This is a genomic window from Robertmurraya sp. FSL W8-0741, assembly GCF_038004005.1.
Taxonomy (GTDB): domain Bacteria; phylum Bacillota; class Bacilli; order Bacillales; family Cytobacillaceae; genus Robertmurraya; species Robertmurraya siralis.
In genome coordinates this window covers 373,222-391,289 of the sequence record NZ_JBBOQG010000001.1, presented here as the reverse complement: position 1 = coordinate 391,289, position 18,068 = coordinate 373,222, and the positions used below count along the sequence as shown (strand labels likewise).

Annotated in this window: 15 protein-coding genes, 3 tRNA genes, 1 rRNA gene, 1 other RNA gene and 1 other annotated feature; of the genes, 16 read left to right on the top strand and 4 right to left on the bottom strand. The window is 40.6% G+C overall.

The window, feature by feature from the left end; genetic code table 11:
* Positions 1–42: 42 nt before the first annotated feature.
* Entirely contained in the window at positions 43–996 is a 954-nt protein-coding gene (locus NST02_RS01980) for a YaaC family protein (protein WP_340947801.1), read from the bottom strand.
* Between the two features lie 169 nt (positions 997–1,165).
* On the opposite strand from NST02_RS01980, the gene guaB reads away from it, so the two are divergent.
* From guaB to NST02_RS01950, 6 genes are all read left to right on the top strand, one after another.
* A complete protein-coding gene (guaB, locus tag NST02_RS01975; protein ID WP_137744904.1) occupies positions 1,166–2,632 on the top strand; it encodes an IMP dehydrogenase in 1,467 nt (488 codons plus the stop codon).
* A gap of 163 nt (positions 2,633–2,795) precedes the next feature.
* Positions 2,796–4,163, top strand: a complete 1,368-nt coding sequence (locus NST02_RS01970) for a D-alanyl-D-alanine carboxypeptidase family protein (RefSeq protein WP_095314840.1) — start codon at positions 2,796–2,798, stop codon at positions 4,161–4,163.
* Positions 4,164–4,318: 155 nt separating this feature from the next.
* Entirely contained in the window at positions 4,319–5,209 is an 891-nt protein-coding gene (gene pdxS / locus NST02_RS01965; RefSeq protein ID WP_170943675.1) for a pyridoxal 5'-phosphate synthase lyase subunit PdxS, read from the top strand.
* A 3-nt stretch (positions 5,210–5,212) separates the two neighbouring features.
* Positions 5,213–5,791: a pyridoxal 5'-phosphate synthase glutaminase subunit PdxT gene (pdxT, locus tag NST02_RS01960; protein ID WP_095314838.1), complete on the top strand. Its 579-nt coding sequence runs from the start codon at positions 5,213–5,215 to the stop codon at positions 5,789–5,791.
* A gap of 54 nt (positions 5,792–5,845) precedes the next feature.
* Positions 5,846–6,069 (top strand) — a binding site (T-box leader).
* 55 nt (positions 6,070–6,124) lie between these two features.
* Positions 6,125–7,399 carry a serine--tRNA ligase gene (gene serS, locus NST02_RS01955; protein ID WP_095314837.1) on the top strand — a complete coding sequence of 425 codons (1,275 nt, stop codon included), beginning with the start codon at positions 6,125–6,127 and terminating at the stop codon, positions 7,397–7,399.
* A gap of 223 nt (positions 7,400–7,622) precedes the next feature.
* Positions 7,623–7,715: transfer RNA gene (locus NST02_RS01950), tRNA-Ser, on the top strand.
* A gap of 195 nt (positions 7,716–7,910) precedes the next feature.
* Here NST02_RS01950 and NST02_RS01945 read toward each other — a convergent pair.
* From NST02_RS01945 to NST02_RS01935, 3 genes are all read right to left on the bottom strand, one after another.
* A complete protein-coding gene (locus NST02_RS01945) occupies positions 7,911–8,564 on the bottom strand; it encodes a deoxynucleoside kinase (RefSeq protein WP_095314835.1) in 654 nt (217 codons plus the stop codon).
* The gene (locus NST02_RS01940; protein ID WP_095314834.1) at positions 8,561–9,202 is read right to left on the bottom strand and encodes a deoxynucleoside kinase; all 642 of its coding nucleotides are present in this window, start codon (positions 9,200–9,202) and stop codon (positions 8,561–8,563) included. The genes NST02_RS01945 and NST02_RS01940 overlap by 4 nt, the downstream gene beginning before the upstream one ends.
* Before the next feature lie 347 nt (positions 9,203–9,549).
* Entirely contained in the window at positions 9,550–10,833 is a 1,284-nt protein-coding gene (locus NST02_RS01935) for a LysM peptidoglycan-binding domain-containing protein (RefSeq protein WP_095314833.1), read from the bottom strand.
* A gap of 132 nt (positions 10,834–10,965) precedes the next feature.
* On the opposite strand from NST02_RS01935, the gene tadA reads away from it, so the two are divergent.
* From tadA to NST02_RS01885, 10 genes are all read left to right on the top strand, one after another.
* A complete protein-coding gene (tadA, locus tag NST02_RS01930) occupies positions 10,966–11,442 on the top strand; it encodes a tRNA adenosine(34) deaminase TadA (protein ID WP_095314836.1) in 477 nt (158 codons plus the stop codon).
* 65 nt (positions 11,443–11,507) lie between these two features.
* Positions 11,508–11,772, top strand: an RNA gene (ffs, locus tag NST02_RS01925) — signal recognition particle sRNA large type.
* 231 nt (positions 11,773–12,003) lie between these two features.
* Positions 12,004–13,707, top strand: a complete 1,704-nt coding sequence (gene dnaX, locus NST02_RS01920) for a DNA polymerase III subunit gamma/tau (RefSeq protein ID WP_095314832.1) — start codon at positions 12,004–12,006, stop codon at positions 13,705–13,707.
* Positions 13,708–13,722: 15 nt separating this feature from the next.
* Positions 13,723–14,043 (top strand): YbaB/EbfC family nucleoid-associated protein, encoded by a 321-nt coding sequence (locus tag NST02_RS01915; protein ID WP_095314831.1) that lies wholly within the window; start codon positions 13,723–13,725, stop codon positions 14,041–14,043.
* Between the two features lie 11 nt (positions 14,044–14,054).
* Complete coding sequence (gene recR, locus NST02_RS01910) at positions 14,055–14,651, top strand: recombination mediator RecR (RefSeq protein WP_095314830.1); 597 nt, start codon at positions 14,055–14,057, stop codon at positions 14,649–14,651.
* Positions 14,652–14,726: 75 nt separating this feature from the next.
* Complete coding sequence (locus NST02_RS01905; RefSeq protein ID WP_095314829.1) at positions 14,727–14,945, top strand: YaaL family protein; 219 nt, start codon at positions 14,727–14,729, stop codon at positions 14,943–14,945.
* Between the two features lie 79 nt (positions 14,946–15,024).
* The gene (locus NST02_RS01900) at positions 15,025–15,288 is read left to right on the top strand and encodes a pro-sigmaK processing inhibitor BofA family protein (protein ID WP_095314828.1); all 264 of its coding nucleotides are present in this window, start codon (positions 15,025–15,027) and stop codon (positions 15,286–15,288) included.
* Positions 15,289–15,573: 285 nt separating this feature from the next.
* Positions 15,574–17,177, top strand: a 16S ribosomal RNA gene (locus NST02_RS01895).
* A 139-nt stretch (positions 17,178–17,316) separates the two neighbouring features.
* A tRNA-Ile gene (locus NST02_RS01890) sits at positions 17,317–17,393 on the top strand.
* A 12-nt stretch (positions 17,394–17,405) separates the two neighbouring features.
* Positions 17,406–17,481, top strand: a tRNA-Ala gene (locus NST02_RS01885).
* Positions 17,482–18,068: the final 587 nt, after the last annotated feature.

The window sequence follows — 18,068 nt, the reverse complement described above, 5'->3', positions numbered from 1 at the left end:
AAAACTCTGAAAATGACAACACTGATAACTGAGTTGTTTTTATCAGTGTCCTGCTTTTGTAAGGTATTCGTAAACGAGAAAAGGACCTTTTTCGATGGAGACTTGCAGGAATGTTTCGATTAAGGGGAAATCTTTGTTAGGCATTGTTTTCACAAGCTCACTCCACCATTCAGTTTCATAACGGGCGATCATACTTAAATTGTAAAGGAGCAAATAATGCACTAGTAATTCATGGAAGACAAATCCGTTTTCTTTTGTTAGTGGAAGAGCATAAGTTTGTTCTGCTAAATTGTATTTTAAAGGGGTGTAATTGAAATCTCCCTTTTTCTCGTTTTTTTCAAAAACAATAAAACCGTTCTCTAAGCGCTTAAAATGATATTCCTCCACTGCTTTTTCGGAAAAGAAATCGAGAAAGCGATTTTCTGTCATATGAAAGAAATCCAATACTCTTTTTGGAATAAAAAACCTATTTCCTTCATGATAGACGTTTGTAAATGATGGAACGCCATCAAGGAACAATAGTAATGAATTTAGTTCAGGCACTTGTTTAAAAAGGTTGCCCATTGATATTTTATCTCCTTCCAGATGTTCCATGTGAAACAATTTATTCGCTAAGAAAGGAAACAGGCCTGTTTTTTGAAATTTAACTTCATCCTGAAAAAAATGAAAGTGTTGCTTTTTGCGCTTTCTGGCAGATACGCCATGAGCAAGGACAGAGGTAGTTTCTGGATAATTCGGGTCAACTGTAAGGATGCATGCTTTAATAAGATGGATAAGTCCATAAAAAAGCAGGATTGGTTGAATGATTAACGGGGAGTGCTTCCCTTGTTCGTAATATACTTTTCCATGTTCGAGATAATAAATGAAGGGATAACAATTTTCGTACGCCTTTTGCTCAGCGTTATCTATTTTATTCTGCTCATAAATATTTTTTAAATATTGTTGTGTGTAACTGGCTGAAAAAAATAGAGAAAATGAAGACCAATGAGATAACATGTTAACCTCCGAAAGAAATTTTATATAAACAGCTTAAATTAGGAAATATAACCAATATTGCAATAGGTGAATTATTAGAAAACTCTAACATATCACCTTATCCTTGACAGTATTTTAACCAATTGATAACCTACTAATAATATTTTCGAGTCTAGGAGGCCAAAAAAAGATGTGGGAAAATAAATTTGCTAAAGAGGGATTAACCTTTGATGATGTGCTTTTAGTACCGGCAAAATCAGAGGTTTTACCAAAAGATGTTCAATTGCAGGTGAAGCTTACGGATAAAGTTAAATTGAATATCCCGATTATAAGTGCAGGAATGGATACGGTCACTGAAGCAGAAATGGCGATTGCTATGGCTAGACAGGGTGGATTAGGGATTATTCATAAGAATATGTCAATCGAGCAGCAAGCAGATCAAGTACTCAAAGTAAAACGTTCGGAAAGTGGAGTGATTACGAACCCGTTTTTCTTAACACCTGAACATCAAGTGTTTGATGCTGAACATCTGATGGGGAAATATCGTATTTCAGGTGTGCCGATCGTTAATAATGAAGATGAGCAAAAACTTGTTGGTATCCTCACAAACCGTGACCTCCGTTTTATTCAAGATTATTCGATCAAGATTTCAGATGTGATGACAAAGGAAAATCTTGTCACCGCCCCAGTTGGAACCACATTGGACGAAGCTGAGAGCATTTTACAAAAGTATAAAATTGAAAAATTACCTTTAGTTGATGAGAACGGAATTTTAAAAGGATTAATTACAATTAAAGACATTGAGAAAGTGATTGAATTCCCGAACTCGGCAAAAGACGAGACGGGGAGATTATTAGCGGGTGCTGCAGTTGGTGTGACAAAGGATACGATGCGCCGCGTGGAAGCACTTGTTAAGGCTCAGGTTGATGTCATTGTCATCGATACAGCGCATGGACATTCTAAAGGAGTTATTGAAACAGTAAAACAAGTAAGAGATGCCTTTCCAAGTGTAGCGATTATTGCTGGGAATGTGGCAACGGCCGAAGCGACAAGAGAGCTGATTGAAGCGGGTGCTGATATTGTGAAAGTAGGAATAGGGCCGGGGTCCATTTGTACGACTCGTGTAGTAGCAGGAGTTGGTGTTCCGCAAATTACAGCGGTCTATGATTGTGCAACAGAGGCCAGAAAGCATGGGAAAACGATTATCGCTGATGGTGGAATTAAATATTCTGGCGATATTGTTAAAGCATTAGCTGCAGGCGGACATGCTGTTATGTTAGGAAGCTTACTTGCCGGTGTATCTGAAAGTCCGGGAGAAACGGAAATATTCCAAGGACGCCGATTCAAAGTTTATCGTGGGATGGGCTCAGTTGCCGCAATGGAAAAGGGTTCAAAGGATCGTTATTTCCAAGAGGATAATAAAAAGTTTGTTCCAGAAGGTATTGAAGGGAGACTTCCATATAAAGGGCCTTTAACCGATACAATTTATCAGTTAATCGGTGGAATTCGTTCAGGAATGGGTTATTGTGGGACAAAGGACTTAGAGGAATTAAGAGAGAATGCGCAATTTATTCGTATGACGGGTGCAGGACTTAGAGAAAGCCACCCGCATGATGTACAAATTACGAAAGAAGCACCAAACTACTCTATTTCATAAAATGAAAAACTGACCTGCTGTGTATGGCGCTGGTCAGTTTTTTTGTGAAATTATAAAGAAAATTTCCAGTTTCATAGAAAAATAGGAAAATACTCTATCTATGCTTGTATACCGAACTATGTTAAAATAACAAGGGTGTATATTAAGACTTGGAGGGCTCACAGTGAAAAAAAGCTTCATACAAAAAAGTTTCGTATGTCTATTAACATTTTTATTACTAATTGGTTTTATACAAAAACCGGCAGCAGCTGCTGAAAATATAGATATCAATGCGAATGCGGTAATTTTAATCGATGCGGAAACAGGTAAAATACTTTATGAAAAAAATTCAGAAGCCGTACTAGGAATTGCCAGCATGACAAAAATGATGACCGAGTACCTCCTTTTAGAAGCTGTAAAGGAAGGGAAAGTAAAATGGGATCAAACTTTTACCGTCTCTCCAGAGCTTGCTAAAATGTCTCATGATAGCAATTTAAGTAACGTTTTTTTACGTGTTGAGGGGACTTATACAGTAGAAGATCTTTATTCTGCTATGGCAATTGAGTCGGCAAATGCTGCAACAATAGCCATTGCTGAAATAGTAGCTGGTACAGAAGCCAATTTTGTGAAATTAATGAATGAAAAGGCTGAAGAGTTAGGCCTTGGTGATTTTAAATTTGTGAATTCAACAGGGTTAAATAATCGTGATGTAGCAAAGCATTTCCCAGATGTAGTGGGCGGTGCAGATGAAGAAAACGTAATGTCTGCAAGAGCGGTAGCAAAATTAGCTTACCGTATCATAAAAGATTTCCCGGAAGTTTTAGAAACGTCTAGCATCCCTGAAAAAACATTTGCAAAGGGTACAGATGATAAATTTGAAATGAAAAACTGGAACTGGATGTTAGAGGGTTATCGTGATGTCGCAGATAAATATCCAAACTTTCAACAGTTCACCTATGAAGGTTTAGATGGATTGAAAACAGGGTCTACAAGCTTTGCAGGTTTTTGTTTTACGGGTACGGCAAGTAGAGATGGTGTAAGATATATTACGGTTGTAATGGGAACGAAATCAACAACAGATCGTTTTGTGGAGACGAAAAAACTATTAGATTATGCCTTTAATAATTTTAGTAAAGAAGAATTAGTTCCTGCTGAATATGTGATTAAGGGAACGGAATCAGTTCCTGTTGCCAAAGGAAAAGAGGATCAAGTAAAGGTTCATACAGCAGATGCGATTAACAGTGTTGTACCAGCTTCTGAGCAAGAAAACTTTGAAACTGTCGTCGAGCTTGATAAAGAGAAGCTAAATGAAGACGGCACTTTAACAGCTCCTATTAAAAAAGGAGATAAGCTTGGAACAGTAACGGTTCAATTTAAAGATGAAGAGACTGTTTATTTAAGCTCTGAGGGACAGAAGAGTATGACAGTTGATTTAGTTGCAGCTGAGGATGTAGAGAAAGCAAACTGGTTCGTCCTGATGATGCGCGGAATTGGTGGATTTTTTGGCGATTTATGGAGCAGTGTATCCTCCACAGTTAAAGGTTGGTTTTAATAAGCTGTATTAAAAAGGTTTCTTGTCTTGACAGGAAACCTTTTTTGTTGTTTATTTTCATTAGGGAACGATGCTAATTCCGATGGATTTAGTAGAGGTTTTATTTTTAAAATATTTATTTTATTTTTAATTCAGCAATAATTATTATAAGGGGGATGACTTACGTGAAAACAGGAACAGAGCGTGTAAAACGTGGTATGGCCGAAATGCAAAAAGGCGGCGTTATTATGGATGTTGTAAATGCAGAACAAGCAAAAATAGCAGAAGAAGCTGGTGCTGTTGCAGTAATGGCATTGGAAAGAGTCCCATCGGATATTCGAGCTGCAGGCGGAGTTGCACGTATGGCGGATCCCCGGATTGTAGAAGAGGTCATGAATGCTGTAACGATTCCTGTTATGGCGAAGGCAAGGATTGGACATATTGTTGAAGCTAGAGTTCTTGAGGCAATGGGTGTAGATTACATAGACGAGAGTGAAGTATTGACGCCAGCTGATGAGGAATACCATTTAAATAAGCGTGATTATACGGTGCCGTTTGTTTGTGGATGTAGAGATTTAGGTGAGGCCGCCCGCCGTATTGGAGAAGGAGCTTCGATGTTGCGGACAAAGGGGGAACCTGGGACTGGCAACATCGTTGAGGCAGTTCGACACATGCGCAAAGTCAATGCACAGGTGCGTAAGCTTGTGAATATGAATGCTGATGAAGTGATGACAGAGGCTAAGCTTCTAGGAGCGCCATATGAGCTTCTATTGGAAATTAAAGAACTTGGCCGCCTCCCAGTCGTTAACTTTGCAGCAGGCGGGGTTGCAACACCTGCTGATGCGGCATTAATGATGGAGCTAGGTGCGGATGGTGTATTCGTAGGTTCTGGAATTTTCAAATCAGACAATCCTGCGAAGTTTGCTAGAGCGATTGTAGAAGCTACGACTCACTATCAGGACTATAAATTAATTGCAGAGCTTTCAAAGGAATTAGGAACACCGATGAAAGGGATTGAAATTTCTACATTAGCCCCTGAAGCTCGCATGCAAGAACGCGGTTGGTAAAAGATGATAAAAGTAGGAGTACTGGCGTTGCAAGGTGCAGTTAGGGAGCATGTTCAAGCTATCGAGGCGTGCGGGGCTGAAGCGGTAGTGATCAAGAAAAAAGAGCAGTTAGCAAATGTAGATGGGCTTGTTATGCCAGGCGGAGAAAGTACAGCGATTAGGCGATTAATAGATAAGTACGATTTTATGAATGAGTTGAAAGAATTTGCCCAAGCTGGCAAGCCGATGTTTGGGACATGTGCTGGTCTTATTTTATTGGCGAGGAATGTTGTTGGTTATGATGAACCCCATATTGGCGTTATGGATGTGACAGTGGAAAGAAATTCTTTTGGACGGCAAAGGGAAAGCTTTGAAGCGAATTTAACCATCTCTGGTATAGCAGAGAATTATAATGCTGTTTTTATTCGGGCTCCTCATATCGTCAATGCTGGTGAAAATGTGGAGATATTGGCAAAGCATCATGAACGTATTGTGATGGCCCGTGAAGGAAATTTACTGGGCTGTTCATTTCATCCAGAATTAACAGAAGATTATCGGATCACGGCTTATTTTATTGAGATGATAAAGGAAACAATTGTATAAAAAGGTTGCAATAGAAGAATAATTATAGTACATTAAATTACAAAATTCCCTATAGTAAAAGCAATGAGAGGAAATAGTAGCAGGAAATCCGTTCAAAAGAGAGCTGATGGTCGGTGTAAATCAGTGAATGGAGCTTGTGAATCCATCCTTGAGTGAAGTATGGAATGCTCCTTTGAGAGTCTAGTAAATACTTCCGGGTTAAACCGTTATTGATTTAAGGTGGAAAGTCTTTTTTGCTTTCAACTAGGGTGGCAACGCGGGTAACTCTCGTCCCTTTTTTAGGGATGGGAGTTTTTTGTTTGCAAAAATATGATTTATGAAGAGGTGTTTAGCATGTTGGATTTAAAATATTTGCGCGCTAACTTTGAAGAGGTAAAAGAAAAGCTTCAACATCGTGGCGAAGATTTAACAGATCTAGGGAAATTTGAGGATCTAGACAAAAAGCGACGGGATTTAATTGTTGAGGCTGAACAGTTAAAAAGCAAACGCAATGAAGTATCACAACAAGTCGCCGCTCTGAAGCGTGAGAAAAAGGATGCGGACCAATTGATCGCTGAAATGCGTGAAGTAGGCGATAAAATTAAAGTTCTCGATGAAGAGCTACGCAATGTTGAGGAAACACTTGAGAATTTATTATTAAGCATCCCTAATATTCCACATGAGAGCGTACCGATTGGTGAAACAGAGGATGACAACGTGCTTCATCGTACGTGGGGAGAAGTTAGGCAGTTTGATTTTGAACCCAAACCCCATTGGGAAATTGCTGATGCACTAGGTATTTTAGATTTTGAAAGAGCAAGTAAGGTGACAGGGAGCCGCTTTGTTTTTTACAAAGGTTTGGGAGCTCGTCTTGAACGTGCCCTGTTTAATTTCATGCTTGATTTGCATACGGAAGAGCATGGGTATGAAGAGGTATTACCTCCGTATATGGTCAATCGAACAAGTATGACGGGTACAGGTCAATTGCCAAAATTTGAAGAAGATGCTTTCTTAATTGGCAGTGAGGATTATTTCCTAATTCCAACAGCTGAAGTGCCTGTGACGAATCTTCATCGCGATGAAATCCTAGATGGGGACACTCTACCAATTAATTATGCAGCATTTAGTGCATGTTTCCGCTCTGAGGCTGGCTCTGCCGGACGAGATACAAGGGGATTAATTCGTCAGCATCAGTTCAATAAAGTTGAGCTTGTAAAATTTGTGAAGCCAGAGGAGTCTTATGAAGAGCTTGAAAAGTTAACAGGTAATGCAGAAAAAGTTTTGCAATTGCTTGGGCTTCCTTATCGCGTCATGAGCATGTGTACAGGAGATTTAGGATTCACTGCTGCGAAGAAATATGATATTGAAGTGTGGATTCCGAGCTATGAGACATACCGTGAAATTTCTTCTTGTAGTAATTTTGAAGGGTTCCAAGCAAGAAGAGCGAATATTCGCTTCCGCAGAGAACCGAAGGGTAAACCAGAGCATGTTCATACTTTAAATGGTTCTGGTCTTGCGATTGGTAGAACGGTAGCAGCAATTCTTGAAAATTATCAGCAAGCAGATGGCAGTGTTGTGATCCCTGAAGTGTTACGTCCGTATATGGGAAATAGAGAGGTAATTAAGTAGGTTCGGACATAACTAACTTCAAATTGTGAGAAAGGAGAATGAGAGGGAACCTCATTCTCCTTTCTCTATTTTTTGTTATTGATGGTTATGCATTTTTAGTTGGAGCGGGCTCTCTCTCTGATTAAACTTTTCCTGCTGTGGCATACTAGAAGTAACTTAAAAACTAATCAAAAAAGTATTGACAACTCTCTTTTAAAAATGATATAGTATCACTTGTCGATACGGAGGAATACCCAAGTCTGGCTGAAGGGATCGGTCTTGAAAACCGACAGGCGGGTTAAACCGCGCGGGGGTTCGAATCCCTCTTCCTCCGCCATATTGATACTGATTTAAATGCGCATATTATTGGAGATTATAAAATCCGCTACGTTTGTAGCGGATTTTTTATTGTTTGTCTTTGTTATGTGATGGGAACCTTTCCTAAAACCCAATGAACTGATGTTTTTAAATTCTACTCGAGAAAACTATGGCGTTTATAATTGTAGAATGAATTTAGTGCAAAGATACTTGCTTATTTAGTATTTAATTTATTTGCAATTTGCTCAAGGATCGATTCAATTGATGCGTTTTCCTGTTGTAGGTCGTAATCCTTTATGTTTAGTCGAAGAATGGGACATGCGTTAAAGTGATTGATCCATTCTTCATAACGGGAATGCATTTCTTGCCAGTAATCAATAGGTGTTTCCTGCTCCATTTCTCGTCCTCTCAACTTGATGCGTTCAAGGATATCCTCCAATGATCCTTCTAAGTAAATTAATAAATCCGGATGTGGGAAGTAAGGCGTCATAACCATTGCTTCAAAGAGGCTTGTGTATGTCTCATAATCCACTTTTGACATTGTTCCCTTATCAAAATGCATTTTAGCGAAGATCCCAGTGTCCTCATAGATGGAACGATCTTGAATAAATCCGCCCCCATATTCAAACATCCTTTTTTGCTCTTTGAAGCGCTCTGCAAGGAAATAAATTTGCAAATGAAAGCTCCAGCGTTTAAAGTCCTTATAAAATTTATCTAAGTACGGATTGTCGTTTACCCGTTCTAGGGAAGTTTTAAATTGCAAAGCTTCTGCTAAAGCTGTGGTCATAGTAGATTTCCCTACTCCAACTGTTCCAGCAATTGTAATGACGGCATTCTTATTTATTCCGTATTTTTCGCGAAGATTCATGAAGATGTCTCCTTATGTGAAAGTAATGAATTTAATTGCTCAAAAATATTATCCAGATCCTGTTTATTGTTGACGAAATCCATATTGTCACCATTTAAGCGGAGAATGGGCGTGGTAGGATTTTCTTTTTCAAAATCGAGCATTGCCTTTTCATAATCTAAAGATAGTTGCTGTAAATAATCGGGGCTGATATTTTTTTCCTGAGAGCGGCCTCGATGATTAATTCTTGCTAAAAGTGTTTTTAAACTTGCTTGTAAGTAAATCATGATGTTTGGTTTAGGCATGTCCGCTGTTAAAATATTGTATATGGCCAAATATTTTGTATAGTCATGAGGCTTTAAGGTGCGTTGTGCAAAAATTATATTTTTATAAACATGATAATCTGCAACAACAGGAATTTGTTTATTTAAAAATTGTTCCTTTATATCGCCAAGCTGCTTATAACGGTTACAAAGGAAAAACATCTCCGTTTGGAAACTCCATTCTTCAAGGTTCTCATAAAACCTTTCTAAAAAGGGGTTTTCATCGACAATCTCGAGAAGGAGACTATATTGATAATGCTCAGAAATTGCTTTTGCAAGGGAAGTTTTTCCGACCCCAATAGGTCCTTCCACTGTAATAAAAGGTACTCCGTTCATTCACTTAACTCCTTTAATTAATTCGACAAAATTTTATACCTCCATAATAGTACCATGTAATTGAAAATGTTGTGCGAGAAATTCTTTAGTAAAATTATCTATTATGATGGTGAAGCATAAAAATGAAAAAACAAGCAGCATGATAAGAGGGCTGCTTGCTTTTTACTATTTTATTCGTATATCTAGTATATTTACGTTTAGCATATGCTTCCAAAGCCTCACAACCTTTCTAGAAAAGTCGGTATTAAGATGATAGGTTCCCTTTTTAAAAAGGGCTCGAACGGCGATGAGCAAAAAGGAATGCATTTTGTTCCGAAGGTGTATTTTTTTAGTTTTAGCTCTTTATTTTACCGTTTGACGACATCGAAATTTTCAACAATTAACAGCCAATTCTGCGGGAAGGAGAGACCGAGCTTCCAATAACTCATTCCGCGTAAATTAAGTTCCTTGATTAAATCGAATTTTGCTTGAATGGAACGTGCATCCTCAAACCAGACTTCATGACGTCTTCCCTCTTCATCAACATATTGGAAAAAAGGTGCTTGTGCCTCCGAATCAAATTGAATTGAGACGTTGTGCTCTGCTGCAAGTTCTATTGCCTGTTGAGGGCTCACGGCCCGGGCAATGGAGCCTTGGACAAATGGAAGTGTCCAATCATAACCATACAAATTTTGCCCCATCATAATTTTTGAGGCCGGCATTTCCGTTAGGGCATATTCAATGACATCACGTACGGGTCCAATTGGCGAAACAGCCATTGCTGGACCGCCGCTATAGCCCCATTCATAGGTCATGATGACAACAAAATCGACAATTTCGCCATGGGCACGGTAATCATGAGCTTCGTACCATGCCCCCTCTTGCTCCGCACTTGTTTTTGGAGCTAAGGCAGTTGATAGAAGCCAGCCCTGTTCTGCAAATCGAGCCTTCGCTTTTCGTAAAAATTGATTATAGGCTTCCCGATCGACAGGACGCAAATATTCAAAATCAAAATGAATGTCTCGGAAGTCATACTTTTGGGCAGTGGCAACAATATTATCTAAAAAGGTATTTTGGATATCCATGTCATTTAATAGGATTCGTCCTAATTCATCGCTAAATTGGTCGTTTTCTTGATTGGTGATGACCATCATTAAAATGACGTTGTTGGCATTTGCAATTGCTGGAAAGTCATCGAGAAGCGGTTCTTTTAATGTGCCGTCTCGTTGAGCTTGAAAGCTGAACGGGGCTAAGTATGTTAAATATGGGGCAGCATCCCTAGCACTTTCCACTAAATTAGGTGCGACAGAAGTACCTCTTGGCTCAACATAAGCGTTAAACTCTGCGGCTTTTTTTGGCAATGGTGGAATATATAATCTCGTTCCTACAGGAAGTGGCTGATTAACAGAGATTCCGTTAATCGAGGCGAGCTCTTGATAAGAAAGGTTAAATCGATTGGCGATCGTCCATAAGCTATCTCCTGGCTGTACCCAATAAAATCTCCCTACAATAGGAATGACCAAAGTCTGTCCCACCACAAGACGACTGGCGTTTGGAAGCTCATTTGCCTCGATTAATTCGTCGACTGTTGTGCCATAGGCTTGTGCAATACCAAATAATGATTGATTTTGTTGAACAACATGAATTTGCATTTTTTCTCCTCCTTGCCCAGATTTAGGCTACATTCATCCTATGCAAGGAGTAAGTAGGAATTGACAATAGGACATAATTATTGGATAAACTAAGGTAACAGTGTTCCAATAAAGGAGTCAAAAATGGAAAATTTGAATCATGAAAAATTTATGAGAGAGGCCATTAAAGAAGCTAAAAAAGCGGAATTGTTGGGGGAAGTCCCCATAGGCGCAGTAATTGTTCATAACGATGAAATAATAGCAAGAGCTCATAATCTAAGAGAGTCGAAACAGTCTTCTATTGCTCATGCAGAGATACTTGCTATTGACATGGCGTGTCAAAAGCTAGAAACATGGAGATTAGAAGAGGCAACTTTATATGTTACGCTTGAGCCTTGTCCGATGTGTGCTGGTGCAAGTATGCTTTCCCGCATTGCGAACGTAGTATACGGCGCAAGTGATCCGAAAGGCGGATGTGCTGGTACGTTTATGAATCTCCTCCAAGATCAAAGATTTAATCACCAAAGTGAGGTTCTCTCAGGAGTTCTAGAAGAAGAATGTGGTCAGCTTCTGACTGAATTTTTCCGGAAATTGCGTGACGAAAAAAGAAAGGAAAAACAGAAAAAATGAATTTACAATAATTCACAGTTTGTAATGATTGATTTTAAGCACGATTCCTAGTATACTTGTTTATGCCGTGCTAGGTGGGGAGGTAGCGGTGCCCTGTACTCGCAATCCGCTCTAGCGAGACTGAATTCCTTTCCGAGGCTGATGCTCTGTAGGGTCTGCCTTAGGTAAGTGGTGTTGAAGCTCGGGTCCTGCGCAATGGGAACCCATGAACCATGTCAGGTCCGGAAGGAAGCAGCATTAAGTGGACACTCCCATGTGCCGCAGGGTTGCCTGAGCTGAGCTAACTGCCTAAGTAACGCTTATGGACGTCAGTCAACGAAAGGTGCACGGTTTTACATAAGCATTTTAAAACTCATCCTAAATCGGGATGAGTTTTTTGTTGTGATCCTGTTCATGCCTTGTTTATAAAAATTATCTACCTAATAAGGGACTTTTATAAATCGATAGTTTTGATTTACGAGGATTATTTTTCATTAGAAAAAAATTAAGGTATAATGAGGGAGACTATTTTTGTGTAGCTAAAAAAGCAATGTACATATGTTAAATGAAGGGGGCGTGTCTATGAGTTATCAAGCTTTATACCGTGTTTGGCGTCCGCAGCAGTTCTTTGATGTTGTCGGGCAGGAGCATGTGACAAAAACGCTACAAAACGCCCTGCTTCAGGAAAAAATTTCACATGCTTATTTATTTTCTGGACCGAGAGGAACGGGAAAAACAAGTGCGGCGAAAATATTAGCTAAAGCAGTCAATTGTGAGAGAGCGCCAATTCAAGAACCATGTAATGAGTGCCCATCTTGTAGAGGAATAACAGATGGTTCCATTTCTGATGTCATTGAAATTGATGCAGCGTCAAATAATGGTGTCGATGAAATACGAGATATTCGTGACAAAGTGAAGTATGCACCAAGCTCTGTTAAATATAAGGTCTACATTATTGATGAGGTTCATATGCTTTCCATTGGTGCCTTTAATGCGTTGTTAAAAACGCTTGAAGAGCCGCCAAAGCATGTTATTTTTATTTTAGCTACAACCGAGCCTCATAAAATTCCACTAACGATTTTGTCTCGCTGTCAACGTTTTGATTTCAAAAGAATTTCAGCGGCGGCGATTGTTAATCGAATGAAGTTGATCGTAGATGAAACGGGTGTTGTGGTGGAGGATAAAGCATTGCAAGTAGTTGCAAGAGCAGCTGAAGGTGGTATGCGTGATGCCTTAAGCTTGTTAGATCAGGCGATATCCTTTAGTCAAGATAGGGTCACTTTGGATGATGCATTAACCGTTACAGGTGCTGTTTCGCAAAACTTTCTTAATCGCTTAGCATACGCTATAAAAAATAAGGATGTTGCCGAAGGGCTGTCCGCGTTAGAAGAGTTACTATTTCAAGGAAAAGACCCTTCAAGGTTTGTTGAGGATTTTATCTTATTTTATCGAGATATGCTTTTAAACAAAGCCGCTCCGACATTGGAGGAATCAATGGAGCGAGCGATGCTTGATGAACAGTTTCAAGAGCTAACGAAAATGTATGAACAAGATGAAATTTATGAAATCATTGATCTTCTCAATAAAACTCAACAGGAAATGCGATGGACGAACCATCCGCGTATTTTTTTAGAAGTGGCGATTGTGAAGTTATGCCAGTTGGAAAAACCAGCTCGTTCTGGAACAACTGCTGAGGTTGACAGCCTCATTGCAAAGCTTGAACAGCTCGAATCGGAGCTGCAGGAACTGAAAGATAAAGGTATACAAGTTAGTGATGAGTCAAAGGTAACATCTAAGCCAAAACCACAACGTGTGACTCGCAAAGGTTTTCAAGCCCCGGTCGGCAGAATTAATGAAATCTTGAAAGAAGCAACAAAATCCGACTTAAATCTTGTCAAAGGCCGCTGGGGGGAAATGCTGGGACGCCTTGCTCAAAAGCAAATGAGGTCTCAGGCAGCATTGTTAAATGAGGCAGAGCCTGTTGCGGCTTCTACCAGTGCTTTTATTATTAAATTTAAATATGAAATTCACTGCCAAATGGCAATGGAAAATGCGAATTTTTTACAAGTGTTAACAAAGCTTTTTGAAGAGTTGACTGGAAAGAGGCTACAAATTGTCGGAGTTCCGGAAGAACAGTGGCTGCAATTACGGGCAGATTTTTTGAAGGGACATAAAGATGAGGATGACTCAGAACAATTAGATGGGGAAACATCATCAGGGGACGACCCCATTGTGTCAGAGGCGATTAAACTATTTGGAGATACTCTTATTGAAATAAAAGATTAATGGAGGATGAACAATATGCGTGGAATGGGTAATATGCAAAATATGATGAAGCAAATGCAAAAAATGCAAAAGAAAATGGCTCAGGCTCAAGAAGAATTAGGAGAAAAGCAAATTGAAGGAACAGCTGGAGGCGGTATGGTAACGGTTATTGTTTCCGGTCATAAGGAAGTTCTTGAAGTGAAAATTAATGAAGAGGTAGTCGATCCTGATGATATCGAAATGCTGCAAGATTTAGTATTAGCGGCAACAAATGATGCTTTGAAAAAGGCTGATGAATTAACAAATCAAACAATGGGACAATTCACTAAAGGAATGAACCTTCCAGGAATGTTCTAGGAGGGAAAAATATGCACTATCCTGAACCAATATCTAAGCTGATTGATAGCTTTATGAAATTGCCAGGTATCGGCCCAAAGACAGCCGCTCGTCTGGCATTTTTTGTGTTAAGTATGAAAGAAGACGTTGTTCTTGATTTTGCTAAAGCGTTAGTGAACGCAAAAAGAAATTTAAGTTACTGTTCTGTTTGTGGACATATCACTGACCAAGATCCTTGTTATATTTGTACAGATGAAAGACGTGATCGCTCTGTTATTTGCGTCGTTCAAGATCCAAAGGATGTTATCGCAATGGAAAAGATGAAGGAGTTTGGCGGCCTTTATCATGTATTGCATGGAGCTATTTCACCAATGGATGGAATTGGCCCAGAGGACATCAATATTCCTGATTTATTAAAGAGGCTTCAAGACGAAACGGTTGAAGAGATCATTCTTGCTACCAACCCTAATATTGAGGGAGAAGCAACAGCCATGTATATATCAAGACTTTTAAAACCGTCTGGAATAAAAATTACTCGAATTGCACATGGTTTACCTGTAGGTGGCGATTTAGAATATGCAGATGAAGTCACCTTATCAAAAGCACTTGAAGGTAGAAGAGAAGTATAGACATCTGCCTGAATTTCCATAATTAGATTCGATTATAGATGTAGTACGGGTAAAAGAATAAGTGGGGGTATCACCATGTTTTTCCGACGAAAAGGCTGGTTGCGCAAAGAATTTGATGAAAAACTATTAGAACAGCTTGGTATTGTACGAGCAAATTGGACGAACCAAAAGTCATTGGTAGAAAAAAGTTTTGATCCTTCTGAGGATATTTTATGTTCTGCCAAGCTGGCAGAGGCGAAATATTTTTATTTAATTAAGGAAGCCAAATCGAGAAAAATTAACATTCGAAAATAAAATTCTCTCCTCCCATGTCATTTTTTCAAGAACTTGTACATATTTTAAGTATAGGTGATGTTATGGGAGGAGGATTTTTTTGGAACCAGTTGTAGTAATCACTCTTTTAGCAGGGTTAATCATTATATTTCTGTTAGTAGGTACACCGCTAAAGCCATTTCGATGGATTGGACAAGGGATCGTGAAGTTATTAATAGGAGCATTGTTACTTTTTTTCTTAAATATTTTAGGGAATCAATTTGGGGTTCATATTCCCATTAATTTAGCGACATCAGCTGTTTCTGGATTCCTTGGAATTCCTGGTTTATGTGCCTTAGTAGCTATCGACACGTGGATATTATAAAAAGTATTGACTTCTATTTTGAATGGTGGTAGTATATTGAAAGTCGTCACAAGATAACAAGTTAACTACTTTAAAAAAGATGTTGACATTTACTTGTGAGAATGATATATTAATAAAGTCGCTTACCGGCGATAAAGAGAAATTTTCTTTCTTAAGATTATTTCAAAATTGCACTTTGAAAACTAAACAAATCATACGTCAACAAATAATTATAGTGGAGGCTATCTTTCTTTAAGAAGCTGAAACTAGCCAACGTTTTTTAAACATAAGAGCTAATCTTACTCTTTATTGGAGAGTTTGATCCTGGCTCAGGACGAACGCTGGCGGCGTGCCTAATACATGCAAGTCGAGCGCTTGCACAAGAAAGCTTGCTTTCTTGTTGCTTGAGCGGCGGACGGGTGAGTAACACGTGGGCAACCTGCCTATAAGACTGGGATAACTTCGGGAAACCGGAGCTAATACCGGATAATGCTTTTGAACACATGTTCGAAAGCGGAAAGATGGTTTCGGCTATCACTTATAGATGGGCCCGCGGCGCATTAGCTAGTTGGTGAGGTAACGGCTCACCAAGGCGACGATGCGTAGCCGACCTGAGAGGGTGATCGGCCACACTGGGACTGAGACACGGCCCAGACTCCTACGGGAGGCAGCAGTAGGGAATCTTCCGCAATGGACGAAAGTCTGACGGAGCAACGCCGCGTGAGTGATGAAGGTTTTCGGATCGTAAAACTCTGTTGTTAGGGAAGAACAAGTACCGGAGTAACTGCCGGTACCTTGACGGTACCTAACCAGAAAGCCACGGCTAACTACGTGCCAGCAGCCGCGGTAATACGTAGGTGGCAAGCGTTGTCCGGAATTATTGGGCGTAAAGCGCGCGCAGGCGGTTCTTTAAGTCTGATGTGAAAGCCCACGGCTCAACCGTGGAGGGTCATTGGAAACTGGGGAACTTGAGTGCAGAAGAGAAGAGCGGAATTCCACGTGTAGCGGTGAAATGCGTAGAGATGTGGAGGAACACCAGTGGCGAAGGCGGCTCTTTGGTCTGTAACTGACGCTGAGGCGCGAAAGCGTGGGGAGCAAACAGGATTAGATACCCTGGTAGTCCACGCCGTAAACGATGAGTGCTAAGTGTTAGAGGGTTTCCGCCCTTTAGTGCTGCAGCAAACGCATTAAGCACTCCGCCTGGGGAGTACGGCCGCAAGGCTGAAACTCAAAGGAATTGACGGGGGCCCGCACAAGCGGTGGAGCATGTGGTTTAATTCGAAGCAACGCGAAGAACCTTACCAGGTCTTGACATCCTCTGCCACCCCTAGAGATAGGGCGTTCCCCTTCGGGGGACAGAGTGACAGGTGGTGCATGGTTGTCGTCAGCTCGTGTCGTGAGATGTTGGGTTAAGTCCCGCAACGAGCGCAACCCTTGATCTTAGTTGCCAGCATTCAGTTGGGCACTCTAAGGTGACTGCCGGTGACAAACCGGAGGAAGGTGGGGATGACGTCAAATCATCATGCCCCTTATGACCTGGGCTACACACGTGCTACAATGGATGGTACAAAGGGCAGCGAAGCCGCGAGGTGGAGCGAATCCCATAAAACCATTCTCAGTTCGGATTGTAGGCTGCAACTCGCCTACATGAAGCCGGAATCGCTAGTAATCGCGGATCAGCATGCCGCGGTGAATACGTTCCCGGGCCTTGTACACACCGCCCGTCACACCACGAGAGTTTGTAACACCCGAAGTCGGTGAGGTAACTGGTGGTTTCACTGAGTATCTGATAAAAGTAGTCGGAAATTCAGTGAAACCACTAGAGCCAGCCGCCTAAGGTGGGACAGATGATTGGGGTGAAGTCGTAACAAGGTAGCCGTATCGGAAGGTGCGGCTGGATCACCTCCTTTCTAAGGAATATGAGGAAGCACTAAGTGCTTCAACAGATAAAGGTTATTTTGAGCAATCAAAAAAACTTCGTTGACGATATGGTTTGTTTAGTTTTGAGAGTGCAATCTCTCAAATTAAATACGATATTTCTCATTATATGGGCCTATAGCTCAGCTGGTTAGAGCGCACGCCTGATAAGCGTGAGGTCGATGGTTCGAGTCCATTTAGGCCCACCATCCTATTATAATGGGGCCTTAGCTCAGCTGGGAGAGCGCCTGCCTTGCACGCAGGAGGTCAGCGGTTCGATCCCGCTAGGCTCCACCAAGAATTTTTTTTCTTAATTTTTCGCAAAAAGAAGTGAAAATGGTTTTTCCATTCTCTTTTTAGAAGCGAATTTTTTAAATTAAGTCATACGCAATCTTCAAATTGCGACATTGTACCTTGAAAACTAGATAATGATAATGAAGAAGAACCAAGAAATTACCGAGTAATCGCCATTTTAGTTTTTCTCTCTATTGATTTATTCATAGAGTAAACCGCAAGGGTTTCAAGAAGCAAGTAGTTCGAGGAAGCGATTGAGGAAACATCGGAGCGTGCGTAGTAGGCACGTGAGGAGGTTGACGATTGAGCTGACGAAGTAATACGCCGCTTATTGGAAGCCGAACAAGAGGGTTTCGAGAAGCAAGCAGATCAAGGAAGCGACCGAACGAGCATCGGAGCGTACGGAATGGGTACGTGAGGAGCGTAGAGAGGGAGCTGACGCAGAGATGCGCCGCTTATCGGAAGCCGAAAGTTGAGGGAAATGAGAAGCAAACAAGTCGAGGAATCAAGCGAGGAAGTACCGGAGCGTACGTAGTCTGTACGTGAGGATGCTGACGAGTGAAGATGACGAAGAGATGTGTAGCTGATCA